The 13,634-nt window shown below is 40.2% G+C and carries 12 protein-coding genes and 2 pseudogenes; 12 read left to right on the forward strand and 2 right to left on the reverse strand.

Annotation, left to right across the window (positions count from 1 at the left end; genetic code table 11):
- Positions 1-327 precede the first annotated feature (327 nt).
- The 8 genes and pseudogenes from BIV59_RS02460 (at position 328) to BIV59_RS02490 (ending at position 7,760) form a co-directional block, all read left to right on the forward strand.
- Positions 328-1,254 (forward strand): catalase family peroxidase, encoded by a 927-nt coding sequence (locus tag BIV59_RS02460; protein ID WP_071349860.1) that lies wholly within the window; start codon positions 328-330, stop codon positions 1,252-1,254.
- Positions 1,255-1,388: 134 nt separating this feature from the next.
- On the forward strand, positions 1,389-2,915 hold the full coding sequence (locus BIV59_RS02465) for an HD-GYP domain-containing protein (protein ID WP_083392009.1): 1,527 nt from the start codon (positions 1,389-1,391) through the stop codon (positions 2,913-2,915).
- Between the two features lie 252 nt (positions 2,916-3,167).
- Positions 3,168-4,934, forward strand: coding sequence for a T7SS effector LXG polymorphic toxin (locus tag BIV59_RS02470; RefSeq protein WP_071349861.1), 1,767 nt, complete (start codon positions 3,168-3,170; stop codon positions 4,932-4,934).
- Entirely contained in the window at positions 4,931-5,374 is a 444-nt protein-coding gene (locus BIV59_RS02475; RefSeq protein ID WP_071349862.1) for an SMI1/KNR4 family protein, read from the forward strand. The genes BIV59_RS02470 and BIV59_RS02475 overlap by 4 nt, the downstream gene beginning before the upstream one ends.
- A gap of 126 nt (positions 5,375-5,500) precedes the next feature.
- Positions 5,501-5,599: pseudogene (locus BIV59_RS24005) on the forward strand (recombinase family protein); the annotation flags it as partial.
- A 236-nt stretch (positions 5,600-5,835) separates the two neighbouring features.
- Positions 5,836-6,180, forward strand: coding sequence for a hypothetical protein (locus BIV59_RS02480; RefSeq protein WP_071349863.1), 345 nt, complete (start codon positions 5,836-5,838; stop codon positions 6,178-6,180).
- Positions 6,181-6,485: 305 nt separating this feature from the next.
- Positions 6,486-7,199 (forward strand): annotated as a pseudogene (locus BIV59_RS02485) (polymorphic toxin type 15 domain-containing protein).
- 18 nt (positions 7,200-7,217) lie between these two features.
- A complete protein-coding gene (locus BIV59_RS02490) occupies positions 7,218-7,760 on the forward strand; it encodes a T6SS immunity protein Tdi1 domain-containing protein (protein WP_071349864.1) in 543 nt (180 codons plus the stop codon).
- A gap of 238 nt (positions 7,761-7,998) precedes the next feature.
- Here the strand turns inward: BIV59_RS02490 and BIV59_RS02495 are convergent, their stop codons facing one another.
- Both BIV59_RS02495 and BIV59_RS02500 read right to left on the reverse strand, forming a co-directional pair.
- Positions 7,999-8,538, reverse strand: coding sequence for a PadR family transcriptional regulator (locus BIV59_RS02495; RefSeq protein ID WP_071349865.1), 540 nt, complete (start codon positions 8,536-8,538; stop codon positions 7,999-8,001).
- The gene (locus BIV59_RS02500; RefSeq protein ID WP_071349866.1) at positions 8,535-9,377 is read right to left on the reverse strand and encodes a sialate O-acetylesterase; all 843 of its coding nucleotides are present in this window, start codon (positions 9,375-9,377) and stop codon (positions 8,535-8,537) included. Before BIV59_RS02500 ends, BIV59_RS02495 begins: the two co-directional genes overlap by 4 nt.
- A gap of 294 nt (positions 9,378-9,671) precedes the next feature.
- On the opposite strand from BIV59_RS02500, the gene bla reads away from it, so the two are divergent.
- The 4 genes from bla to BIV59_RS02520 all read left to right on the forward strand — a co-directional run bounded on the left by bla (position 9,672) and on the right by BIV59_RS02520 (position 13,628).
- Positions 9,672-10,613, forward strand: a complete 942-nt coding sequence (gene bla, locus BIV59_RS02505; RefSeq protein ID WP_071349867.1) for a class A beta-lactamase — start codon at positions 9,672-9,674, stop codon at positions 10,611-10,613.
- A 360-nt stretch (positions 10,614-10,973) separates the two neighbouring features.
- Positions 10,974-11,738, forward strand: a complete 765-nt coding sequence (locus BIV59_RS02510) for a MerR family transcriptional regulator (protein ID WP_071349868.1) — start codon at positions 10,974-10,976, stop codon at positions 11,736-11,738.
- Positions 11,739-11,870: 132 nt separating this feature from the next.
- Positions 11,871-12,047 carry a hypothetical protein gene (locus BIV59_RS23460; RefSeq protein ID WP_170846069.1) on the forward strand — a complete coding sequence of 59 codons (177 nt, stop codon included), beginning with the start codon at positions 11,871-11,873 and terminating at the stop codon, positions 12,045-12,047.
- Between the two features lie 15 nt (positions 12,048-12,062).
- Positions 12,063-13,628, forward strand: a complete 1,566-nt coding sequence (locus BIV59_RS02520) for a response regulator transcription factor (RefSeq protein ID WP_071349870.1) — start codon at positions 12,063-12,065, stop codon at positions 13,626-13,628.
- The last annotated feature ends 6 nt before the right edge of the window (positions 13,629-13,634 follow it).

Genomic DNA, 13,634 nt, shown 5'->3' on the forward strand with positions numbered 1-13,634 from the left:
ATCCTTCCTCTACCAATGCTTCAAAGCCTTGATGCAGATTGCGGACTGTGAGAAGCAAGAATCATTTTTATGTGAAAATAAAACTGTATAAAATTCTTTTTGTTCATTAAATATCCATTTGCAGTCATGGTAAAACTGTGCTCGCCATTGCTTGGCCATGACAAGTATAACATAGGATATTCGTAAACTTTAGAGAAAATTACTGACAGTATTCTGCTTTTAATGAGGATGTTTTTAAAAGGACACTTGAATACAATTCAATGTGATGGGGTACACGTAAGAATATATACTTTGGCTTGAAAAATAATCAATAGACAGGAGATTCATATGAAACCGAACGATCACTCCGATTTAGCGGTACAAGCTGTAGATGATATTGAACATATTTCAGGCACGTTTCCCGGGTATCGGCGTGCGCATGCCAGAGGGCGCTGCTATAAGGGGATATTCACTCCGAATGGAAAGGCAGCTCCTCTCACCACTGCTCCTCACCTGCAGACAGAACCTGTGCCTGTTATTGTCCGGTTTTCCAACAGCTCGCCCAATCCCGGCCACTCAGATGCCCTAACTCCTGTTAAAGGGATGTCGGTACAATTTCAATTAGGGAACGGAGAAATCACTAATTTAATAGCTGTTACCATCCCTGTTTTCTTTGCGAAATCTCCCGAGGCATTCTCTGAAATGTTTAAATTGATAAAATCAGCGAAAACAGGCTTGCCAAATCTTAAAAGCCTGATGAAGGTGCTTGTCAAATACCCGGAAGGTGATGCTGCAGTTCGGATTTTGAAGGAAATGCACCCTCCAGCAAGCTATGGCTCTGCACAATACTATTCGATTCATGCTTTTTATTTTGTGGATAAAGAAGGAAGAAGGCAGGCGGTTAAATACCAATGGAAGCCAGATGCAGGGCTCGGCATGCTGAAGCTAAAAGAAGCGGCAAATCGTCCAGAGGACTATCTTGATCAAGAAATGGATGAACGCCTAAAACAGGCGCCTGTAGGGTTTGACCTTGATATCCAGCTGGGAGCGGAAGAAGACCCTACGGATGATCCAACCGTACTCTGGCCTGAAGACAGACAAAAAATGACTGTAGGCCATCTTGAAATAACGGAAAGACTTGAAGATCAAGGCGAAGATTTGCTATTTGATCCCACAGTGATAACAGACGGAATTCAATTGTCTGAGGACAAAATCCTGCATTTTCGCCATGCTGCTTACAAGGAATCCTATCGTCGCAGAATTCATAATAAATGAAAGAGTAGCTGTTTCAAAGGACGCTAAGCACCATGCCTTTGAGACAGCTTTTTTGGTGATTCATTTCAAAAACATCCAGAAAAACCGATATAAGGAAAAAGATAGGAAATAACTTAATTGCGCAGGTGAAATTTTTGCATATTACATATAGGACGTTTATCAAAAAGCTGATTAGGAACTATGTAATCGGTTCGCTGGCAGCTGTATTCGGGGTAGGAGGAATATTTATTTTCTTTGCTTTAAAGGTATCGGCTGAGGAAATAGTAAGCCTTCTGTCCATTTTATTCATATCGCTTGTTGTTATGCTGTTTGCTGAGTTTATTGTATTTTCCAGGCATATCCGCCCTATACGGAGCATGTTTTTGGAGAGCAGTCCGGACTTCAGTATGCTGCAGTCTGTATATTTTCAGACACACCGCTTTCCAATATTGGCAATTAAGCGGATTATTGGACCGCATTTTCTGGGTCTGTCCATTCCAGCCATGCTTATGCTTTGGGGGGGCATCCGTAGCGGACTTTTGGATTTGCCCCATTATTATATTTTGCTGGCTGCTTTTGGATTGCCGCTTGTAGCTTGTATGCATGCTTTTATCGAATTCTTTTTAACATCACAGTCCATCCGTCCTGTTGCCATGCACATCAGACAGCTTTCCATGGATTTATACAATATTGATTTGTCTCTGAACGGAGAGGTGCTGGTATCTATTCAGCGAAAATTTCAATTCAGTACCTTTTTAATTGGAACATTTCCGCTGTTCCTCTTCAGTCTCGGTGAGTATATCCGCCAGAATGTGCTTCATAATTCTCATGATTACTGGAAATGGACGGGTATCATTCTTCTTGCAGGGATTATCTTTTCTTCACTTGGAGCCTGGGTATTGTCAAAAGAGGTGCAGCATCCGATTACGAGCCTTTATAAAGGGTTGGACTCTGTACGGAGCGGCGACTTTGACGTGAGAACAGCTGATATTTATTCAGACGAGTTTTCCATGCTTGTGGCCGGCTTCAATCATATGGTGAGCGGGCTGAGGGAGCGGGAAACCATGAATAACCTGCTCATCCAGAGTTACTTCTCGACCCTTGCTGCGGCTCTTGATGCCAGAGATCCTTATACGGCGGGGCATTCCGAGCGGGTGGCAAATTATTCCCTGAGGATCGGCAGGCTTGCAAGACTGCCGGAAGCTGAGCTCGATATTTTGCATAAAACCGCACTGCTGCATGATATTGGAAAAATCGGCGTCCGTGATGATGTTCTTCTTAAGGACGGTAAGCTCACAGACGGAGAATTTGAGCAAATTAAACAGCATCCAGTATTAGGAGAGAAAATTTTAAAAGAAATAAAGCCCGCCGAATCCATGGCGCCCTTGCTTCCCGGTGTCAGATCGCATCATGAACGATACGACGGAAGAGGATATCCGGATGGCTTAACAGGCGTCGGCATCCCGTTAATGGGCAGGATCATTGCTATAGCAGATGCCTTCGATGCCATGACCTCTGACAGGCCGTATCGCAAAGGAATGCCCGAAGAAAAAGCCTTGAGCATCCTTGCAGGCGGCAAAGGCACACAATGGGACCCGGAATTAACCACTCTTTTTATTGCTCATTATGGAGAAATTAAGTTTCGGGAAGGAGAATCGGAGCAAACTGAATATGCAGGGTAATGTAGGACCGGATTTGATCTGGTTCTTTTTTTATATAAAGCTAAAGCTCAGGAGAAATCAACAACGATTACGTCGCTTGTATAAGACTAATTGCATATATGGTGAATAATAGATAGTTCAATAGAATTATTTATAGAATAAATTGTGGATTACTTGTTGCGGCAATAGTATTCCTTTAAGATGTGAATATCCAATAATTTACAGTATCGAGGATGGCTGTCCAGACTCTGTGAGAAAGGAATTCCAATTAAAATGTCTACTAAAAGATATGATGCGAAGGCACTTTTTGCTGCAATGGATGATCGCGCAAAACAATATGAAGATGTGCATAAGCAATTGGCGGCAATCAGGAAGGAATTTGACATCATTGTGAAACTGGATGATGAATTACAGGGAAAAGGTGCCGAAGCAATCAAGGGGTTTTACAAGGCGCAGATTGATGCAGTGGATGCGTGGATCGGCCTAGTTAATCGGCATATCGCCTTTTTTAAAGGGATAAGCGGGGATGCAAAGGAAGCTAAGCTTGGAGAAGACACCGTTATCCATGTTCCCTTTTTGGAAGATGAGGTGGCCATTGCCGACCAGAAATCCAAAGATTTAGTTACCGCCCAAAAAAGGGATCTCAAAACGATATTGGACCGGATCCATGACATTATTGACCTAAAACCCTTCTCTGATGAAGACTTTCAGGACGAAATTCAGGAAGCAGAAAGAAAGCGGATTAAGACCATTGCCAAGGTAAACAAACTCGACAGCAAATGGCTGACGGAATACGCAGAATCAGAGGATGACCAGGTTTCCATCACGGCTCTCATAAAGCAGCTCAGTGATTCCAGCACAAGAGGCGGAAAGGTATCTCCGCTGTACTTTAATGCCAATGCCTACAAAAGTAGTGAGGTATACAAAGACCTGCAGGAGCAGAGAAAAGAAGACGAAGCCTATCTAAAGGTGAAGAAGAAAGAAGCGGAAGAGCGAAAGCGCAGTGAATTGAATGCAGACCTTGCTCGGCAGGTTTCAAATCCGCAGGAATATTTGAAAGTCGCTGATAAAATTGGCTTTACAAACCTCCATCAAGATCAGCGGAGCCTGTACATGAGGTATATGGAAGAAGAGCTTAAAAAAGGAGCTACTATAGGTTTACTTGATGCGGGAAAGGACTTCGCGAAAGATATCTTTAATTTTGTGATGGACCCGGAAGCAGCGGAGATGGCAGTCTATGAATCTGTCATTCATTACAAACAGACCTATCAGATCATGAAAAAATCCATTGTCGACTCCTATGAAAAAAACATGGTGCATGGAGACTGGTATTCCAGGGCGCACTGGGTAACCTACGCCATCGGGTCCGTTGCCTCCAATGCAATCGGCACAAAAGGAATGGGAGCTGCCGCCAAAACAGGGATGGCTACTGCCAGAGTAGGCGTAATCAAAGGCGCTTCCAAGGCCAGGAAGTTTGTGCAGATTCCCCGAAGAACACCGTGGGCATACCAATTTGCGGTAGATGGGCAGGTGCCATATAATACGGTTAACAGCAAAGGATTGCTGGACCGGCTTTCTGCGTTTAGTGCGGAGGAGGGGAAGGTTGGTAAGGGTACGGATAAATTAAATTCAACAAAAGATATTTATAAAGTATCACCTAAAGATATTTACCAAGCGCTAGAAGGCTATGAGCAAACTCATAAATTCAAAGCACATTTTAGAGGATTTGAAGTAAAAGCACAGCGTTCATTATCGTATATGTTTGATAAACAATTGATATACTCATTTAAAAAAGGGTACTCACCAAAGGATGGAGCAAATGATACAATTTTACTCCATCATCATGAACAAAAAGTTGAGGGACCAATAATTGAGATGCCTAGTAGATACCATGATTTGGGCAATAAAAAACAACATCCATTTGGAAATTCAGGTGGAGTTGGGAGTGGGGAAGCTAGGATAGAATTTAATAAGTGGCGTAAAGAATATTGGAAGGCAAGATATGCCAATGAAATGATTAAAAGGGGGATTATTGAATGAAGATAGAAATATTAAATGCTATCGATGAAGAGTTTGAAATGTGCCCAGAAGCCTTTGGAGGACCTCTTAATATTGAGGAAGTAAACCAAGCAGAAGATGAACTAAAAGTAAAATTGCCAGAGGGCTTTAAAGAATTTCTTTTGAGATATGGTTCTGGAGCAGTTGGTGAGGCTATTATTTTGGGATTGAAAGAGGCAGAGTTTGTTGCGACACCATCATTTGTAGAGAAATCTCTACATTTTAGAAAAGCACTCCCTCAAGGGTATGAGAATTTTACTGCTATTGGTATAGACGGTGCAGGAAATCCAGTAGGCTTTAATTCCCCGAATACAGAAATTATTACATTTGACTTTAATTTCGGTGGGAAAGAAATTATAGCAGAGAGTTTTGAGGAATACTTAGAAAAAGCAATCCGTGAAGAATTAAATATACATTTTTAACATCCGGGATATTAATTGTAATAAGATAGACTAAAAAATGAAAATTAACTGTAAGCACTTGATTGCATAGTAGGCAACAAGTGCTTTTTTGAGAGAAATTAGCCTTTGGACAACATAAAAAATGATAAGAAATATGGCTGTGATATTAAAAGCATTGAACAGCCATTTTACAGCATTCACAAAAAAGACCCAAACGACTTTTTGGTCAATGGCTTAATGGAGTTATAATTAATAGATAAAATGGTTGAAATAAAAGTTGACAGAATTAATATAGAATTTTTAAGGAAAACTACTGATTAAGGGAGAAGAAGTTAAATTCATAAATTATTACTAACCACAATAGTTTATATTGATAGCTGTAAAGCACTTAATGCCATTTCGAGCATTGAGTGCTTTTTTGAGGAATTTTAAGGTAACGGTAAACCAGACGAGATGATAAATTTTTCAAAGCTAAGGTTGTTTTGGTCTTAGTAGCTAACAAACTAACAAAAATAACACTTGTGGTGATAAAACAATGTGAAACTGCAAAAAAGTATATTTTTAATAAAGACATTCAGGATAAGGTATCTCCGCTGTACTTTAATGCCAAGTCCTACAAAAGCAGCGAGGTTTACAAAGACCTGCAGGAGCAGAGAAAAGAAGACGAAGCCTATCTAAAGGTGAAGAAGAAAGAAGCGGAAGAGCGAAGGCGCAGGGAATTGAATGCAGACCTTGCTCGGCAGGTTTCAAATCCGCGGGAATATCTGAAAGCCGCTGATAAAATTGGCTTTACAAACCTCAATCCAGATCGCGGACCCTGTACATGAAGTATATGCAAGAAGAGCTTAAAAAAGGAGCTACCATAGGTTTACTTGATGCGGGAAAGGACTTCGCGAAAGATATCTTTAATTTTGTGATGGATCCGGAAGCAGCGGAGATGGCAGTCTATGAATCTGTCAATCATTACAAACAGACCTATCAGATTATGAAAAAAGCCATTGTCGACTCCTATGAAAAAAACATGGTGCTTGGAGATTGGTATTCCAGGGCGCACTGGGTGACATACGCCATCGGTTCCGCTTTCGCCAATGCAGCCGGTACAAAAGGAATGGGAGCTGCCGCCAAAACTGGGATGACTACAGCCAGAATAGCCACAAAGACCGTTGTTTCCAAGGCAGGAAAGCTGGCACAGATTCCCTCAAAAACACCCCTCGAATACTCACTTGCGGTAGACGGGCAAGTGCCATATAATGCGATTAACAGCAAAGGATTAATGGACCGGCTTTCTGCGTTTAGTGCGGAGGAAGGGCATGTTGGTAAGGGTACGGGTAATGTAAGGCATTTAGATGATGTACCTAGAATAAATAAAATAGAAGTGGAATTTAAGAGAAATATAAAACACGACCCTGAAGAATTTGGGAGACAATTAAAAGATCAAGAAAAAGGGATGAATGAGTTAACAGTTGAAGAATATTTGAGAAATAGAGAAAGGTATATTGCTGAAGGTAGAGCTATTGAAGGAAATGCTGCTTAAAAAATGGCAAGACAAGAAGCACTTAAAGATAAAATTACTGGACTACGTAAGCAAGGACTTTCAAGAGCCGATGCGAATAAGCGAGCTTCAGAATGGATGGATACACAAGCTGCTCTTCACAATCCAGACCAAATAGCAGGAGGAAGGGCAGATAAAATTGGTGGTTTAGGAGATAAAAGAGTTAATTCCTCCTTGGGATCACAATGGAAATATAGAATTGATATTGTTGATGAGCAAATTAGGGAAATGGCAAAGAATATGTCACCTGAAGAAATAAAGAATACTTATTTGAATGTAAAGTTGACCCAATAAATAAAGGGGGCATTTTAAATGGATACCTTTGAGAACTTTATGAAATATAATACGGTTGATGAAAGAATTAACTTAAAGTATAAAGATAAACTTCCTGGAGAACTGATAGAAGTGTGGGAAAAATATGGTTTTGGAACATTATTAAACGGTTTTTTAAAAGTAATTAATCCAGACGACTACTTGGATATTTTAGAAAGGTGTTACATAAGGTACGAGCAAGCAATTCCTATCTTTACGACATCGATGGGTGATATTATAGTGTGGGAAAAAGATAAATATGTTAACTTGTTGAACTTTAGGAAAGGACTCGTTCACGTTGTTTCATCGGGCTTTGATTTCTTTCTTGATGATTTAAAGGATAATGATTTTATGAATGATGAATTAATGTGGGAACCATATCCTGAGGCTTGTAGTAAATATGGTAGACCTGATTATGACGAATGTTTCGGATACACTCCCTTATTAGGTCTAGGTGGGTCTGAAAAAGTGGAAAATCTAAAAAAGGTAAAAATAAGAGAACATATTCTTATTATTACTGAATTTATGGGGCCGGTTGAATAGAATTAATTTCAAGATAAGCACTTGATAGCATTTAGGGTATCAAGTGCTTTTTTGTATATAATATATTTAGTTGAGCGCAATAAATAATACCTGCTTGAAATAGAGACTTCATGATGGCTATACCATCATGGAGTACGGTTGTAATACTTTAATTATCGAAAAAGTGCGAGAACCGAGCGAGATGACATTTTATATGGCATTGACCAAGTAATATTGATAGGTGATTATAGTTTTTTATTTAAACAGTAGCTTCTTCTATGTCTGCCTTTAATTCTTCAAACCATTTTAAGTTCACTAAATGGTGAGAACGAGAATTTTCGTTCATGCGGCGAAAATAATCAATTTTGCCAGGTGATTCCTTAGTGATAGCTAAGTATTCATCGAGAAGAGCAATTCTGGCTTCAGTTTGATCAATTTGAGATTGGATTATTTCTAATAATTTATTTTTATCAAATACATCTGCAAAGAGTAATGGTCCATAGAATGGCAAGTTAACATACTCGGATTTAGTTCCATATTTGGAAATTAATTTATTAAATTCTTCTATTCCTAAAGACGTGATTTTAAAGGTGTGAATTTCACGACCGTTGTTTGGACGTATTTGATGTGTTTCTTCAATCAAACCTTTTTCTTTAAGTTGCTGCAAATTGTAATAAAATGATCCTTTAGTAAAGTTAACGATATATTTATAATGTCGTTTTTCCATTAAACTTAATAGTTCGTATCCATGTGCGCCAGGGTTTTGAATAAGTAAGCCAAGAATTAGTAAGGGAATCAAGGCTGCATCACCTTCGCCATTTGTGCTTCAAATTCAGCGTATGTGATTTTACCTAGAGCTAAATTCATACTGTGAATATAAATTTGTTCAGTTTTCGAATAGTTTTTGTTTATTTTAAGTGATTGACCTTCATCCGAAAGCGGCTCTAAGATATTGCGTTTCTTGGAAAACGCCTCAAAGTAGCGGAAACCGAATTTTCGTTGAGAAACGGCGTCCAAATGAATACCATCAGGATTTGAAGTTAGACCTTCTGCCGATACAAAATAACAATTTTGCTGCTCATGAGCGAATCGACGTAATTGTTTGTTGATTTCCTGAAACTCTGATGAGTATTTTCCAAAACCTGTTTTCCCTAAGAAATCACCAAGCTCACCAATTACTAATGGGGCATTTTGAAGGTTTAATTCTTTACGTAAAGTTTCAATGATAAGAGATAACTTTTCATTATACGTTTCATGTAGAGAATTATTGCTATCACTTTCACCTTGATGCCAAAGGATGCCGCAAATTTGACTAGTTTCAAGAGCAAATCGAGCTTCTGATAAAGCATGTTGAAAAAGAGTACCTTGCGGATGCCAATCGTTCAAGGAACTGCCGCCTTCCGCACAAGGAATCAAACCAATTTCTTCATCCTGGTTTGCTTTCGAATACGCCTCTGCAAAAGATGCTGCTAGACTTATACCAGCAACAGGGCGGTCATAATTAATTGGCTCTGTCATCATTTGCCACTGTCCGTTGCGAAGCATTTTTATTTTTTCATTTATAATAGGTTCTACCTCATGCAAGAATCCGCGGCCTGCCATATTCGATTGTCCTAACATTAAGAAAGATTTTATCATTTATTTTTCATCCCTTTACATAATAGTCTAATTAGACTAAGCTAGTATAAAGTCTAATTAAACTATCGTCAACTCGCTATTGCTAGTAATTTTTCAATCACGAATAAGTATAGAATTGTAAGCGTTCTAATAACTGCTCGTGAACGAAGCCAGTAATAGGAATTTTAAGTAAAGTTATAAAGGGAATCATTGGGTTGTTCTAATTCAATAGAACTTAACCAAAAATTATGTGATAGTTGACAGAATCAGAATGTAATTGAATTTAGGTATTAAACCAACATTAAACTAGAGAATATGAGAGGACTGATCATTTTGAAAAGTGTGAGCATGCTAAAAATATGGTTGAGTGCTGGATTATTAATTTTGAGTTTTATAAGTTTAAACCTCTTTGGAGACGGAATAAAGCAGACCGAGGCAAAAGAAAAAGTAGAACAAACAAAAAATACAAGTCATGCGGCGGCTGGCCGAAAGTTCAAGCAGCTTGAGAAAAAGTTTGATGCCCGGCTTGGCGTCTATGCGATTGACACCGGTACAAATCGCACGGTGGTTTATCGGCCCGATGAACGGTTCGCCTACGCATCCACCTATAAGGCTTTGGCCGCAGGGTTAGTGCTACAGCAAAACTCAATTGACAAACTTGACGAGGTAATCACTTATACTAAAGATGACCTAGTCACGTATTCGCCAATCACAGAGCAGCACGTGGATACCGGGATGACCCTTAGGGAAATTTGCGATGCTGCCATCCGATACAGCGATAATACCGCAGCGAACCTTTTATTGCAGAAACTCGGCGGTCCTAACGGCTTCGAGAAAGCACTGAGGAAAATCGGCGATAATGTCACCGAGGCTGATCGCTTCGAGACGGATTTGAACAGTGCCATCCCAGGAGACATCCGTGATACAAGTACAGCAAGAGCACTTGCGACCAACCTGAAGGCTTTTACGGTCGATGACGTTCTCCCGAATGATAAGCGCAAAATCCTAACAGATTGGATGCGGGGAAATACTACTGGAGACGAATTGATCCGTGCGGCTGTACCTAAAGGATGGGAAGTAGGCGATAAAACCGGATCAGGAGACTACGGAACACGAAACGATATTGCTATCGTTTGGCCGCCCAATAGAGATCCCATCGTCATCACGATTCTATCCACCCGTGATACGAAGAATGCCACCTATAATAATGAACTTATAGCAAAGGCTGCCAAGGTCGCATTGAATACTTTTAAGTGATTTTCCGAAACGTTCTTCAAGAAATAGAGCTATAATTTAAGGGCAAAGGTTGAAAGTAATTTTTATAAAACCGAAATTATTCAAGGGTTGAATGTTAGAAGGAATGAAAAGATTCTTAGGTTAGATGTATATTAAACTCATCAACTTAGATTTTAAAAAGATTGTTGCTTTGTGTAACGATGTGTATAGATTTTTCATTTAATCGTTGAGTGGAGGAAGGTGCGGGACCCGAGCGACCTCTGCAGAAAGCGAGCGTCATGAAACGGAGAGTACATGGTTACGAAGACAGATCTTTTTCAAAAAAGGGTTTGACCTTCACGCTGCGTCAAGGTGTAAAGTGAAGGTGTCAGGAGGGATCTCATGGAATATACAATCCAAAAACTAGGCATTCTGGCTGGCATCAGCACGAGAACACTTCGGTATTATGATGAAATTGAACTCCTTAAGCCGGCAAGGATCAATTCGTCAGGCTACCGCATTTATGGCAAGCGCGAAGTCGATCGGCTTCAGCAAATCTTATTTTACAGAGAGCTCGGACTCACATTAGAACAAATCAGGGAAATTGTCAGCAACCCTGCCTTTAACGGGACCGAGGCCTTAAAAGAACACCGTGAGAAACTCCTGGACAAACGAAAGCAATTGGATGAACTCCTCCTTAACGTAGAGAAAACGATTGCTTCACATGAAGGGAGAATGACAATGAAAGATCAGGAAAAATTCGATGGGTTTAAGCAAAAACTCATTGATGATAATGAGAAGGAATACGGAAAAGAAATTCGAGAAAAATACGGTGAAGATACCGTAAACAAATCGAACGAAAAGCTGAAGAACATGACACAGGAAGAACATGCGGAGATTACTCGTCTGACGGATGAGTTGGAACAGACCCTCGCAGCGGCGTTTAAGGAGGGCGATCCTGCAGGGAAACTCGCTCAAAAAGCTGCGGAAATGCATAAGAAATGGCTTACTTTTTATTGGAGTGAGTACAGCGAAGAGGCCCATGCCGGACTTGCGCAAATGTATACGGACGACGATAGGTTTAAGCAGCATTACGACAAGGACCAGCCAGGAACGGCAGAATTTCTAAGAGACGCTATCTACATCTACACAGGTGTAAAAAAATAACACAAAAAGCAGCCCTCCATTTTACGGGAGAGTTGCTTTTTTTACTATATGCAGAAGTTATCCTGGCTTAGCGATTTTGCTGCTCTAGGCAGCACGGGCCTTAACTACTGCGGGCAGTTGATGAGGGTTGTAATGGATAAGAAAGTTCAACCTCAATCGCCTCTAACGCACATGGCTCAAAAAAACTATTATATATATCCCAAAAACTCCTTTTCTCTAAAAATGGAAAAAGGAACTTGGGGCAATTTTATATTCAAAATTCATGAAAGCTATATAATAGGAATAAAAGCGCTTACTATACATAATTAAAAGCGGGGGATAAGTTTGGCTGAACAAGAGCTGTGCAGAACGCTTATTGTGGATGATGAAATTTTAATTAGACAGGGCATTAAGCATTATATTAACTGGGAGCAAGAGGGATTTATCATTTGCGGAGAAGCGTCTAACGGGCAAGAGGCGCTTGAGTTAATCGGCTCGGCGGATCCGCACATTATCATAACAGATATTGTGATGCCCATTATGGACGGGGAAGAGCTGACAAGAATCGTTAAAGAAAAGTACCCTCATATTGAGGTAATTGTCCTTAGCAGCTTTGGCGAGTTTGACTATGTGCGGTCTACTTTGCAAAATGGCGCAGTGGATTATATTTTAAAGCCGAAGCTGGATGCTGCTGAACTGCTTAAGGTGCTGAATAAAGCATTGGATAAAATTCCTGCTCTTAAATTTCGCAATGGAACGGCAGACTGGCATTTTTCCATGGAGCAAATCGCTGATAAGCTGCTCTCAGGATATGAAATAAAAGATGAAAAGGAATTACAGGCCATTTCTGATGCCTTTCCGTATCGTTCCTTTTATTTAATGGGTATAGATTTGACCCTTCATCCTTCAGGTGATCATCCTGAAACCAGGAGCAGGATAATAGAGAAGCTGGAAACTGAATGTAAACGTCTGCTAAATCAAATTGTATCTTTTCCTATCAATCATGGAAACAAAAAAGTCTGTGCAATGATCCTTAATACAGGTTCTGATCAGGCATCTGAAGTGTTTGCAGCAGTCAGTCAGCTCTTAAATAGCGAACCTGGAATCGGACTTGCAGTGACGGACGAATTCACGGATTTCAGCAGGCTTGGCCATATATACAAGGGAGAATTTACAAAGCTTGTGAACGCTGGATTTTATCTTCCGGAAGCACCGCTGTTAACCATCCGCAGCCTTCCTGAGTTGTCTGGCCAGATTGATAGCTTCAATTTGGACTGGTTTACAGGTGAATGTAAACGGCGGAATTTTGATGCTGCTTTTCAATACCTCGAGAAGCATACCGAGGCCTTATGCGCCAGGTATGATATGGATATCTATGAATTTAAGGCTTTTTTCGGGAACATTATCTTCAATATATCCATTCAGCTTGGCAACATGGATTATGATGTGAAGGATTTGGAGACTGTCAGGAATGAGTACTTTAGAGCCATTGAAGAAGCCCGTACTGCCAGGGATACCAGCGCTTTGCTGAGCCGGTTTATTGCAGAGGCAAAAAGCATTATTTTATCCAGGCAGCAGCCGGATCATCTGACTATCAAAAGTATCATGGAATATATAGCTGAACATTATGCAGAGCAGCTGACGCTAAAAGATGTGGCCAATCATTTTCACTTTAATCCTTCTTATCTTTCCAGTTATTTTTCCTCTCATAATAATGAGGGTTTTATTGAGTACTTGAATAAAATCAGAATAGAAGAAGCGGCTGGGCTTCTGATAACGGGCACAGTGTCAATTTCAGAAATCAGCGGTATGGTCGGTTATTCGGATCATAGCTATTTCTGTAAGGTTTTTAAGAAAGTAAAGGGCATGTCGCCAAGTCAGTTTAGAAGAAAACAAATTAAAAGTAAGTGATGGTAT

It is taken from the genome of Bacillus sp. MUM 13 (assembly GCF_001866725.1).
Taxonomy (GTDB): Bacteria; Bacillota; Bacilli; order Bacillales; family DSM-1321; genus Peribacillus.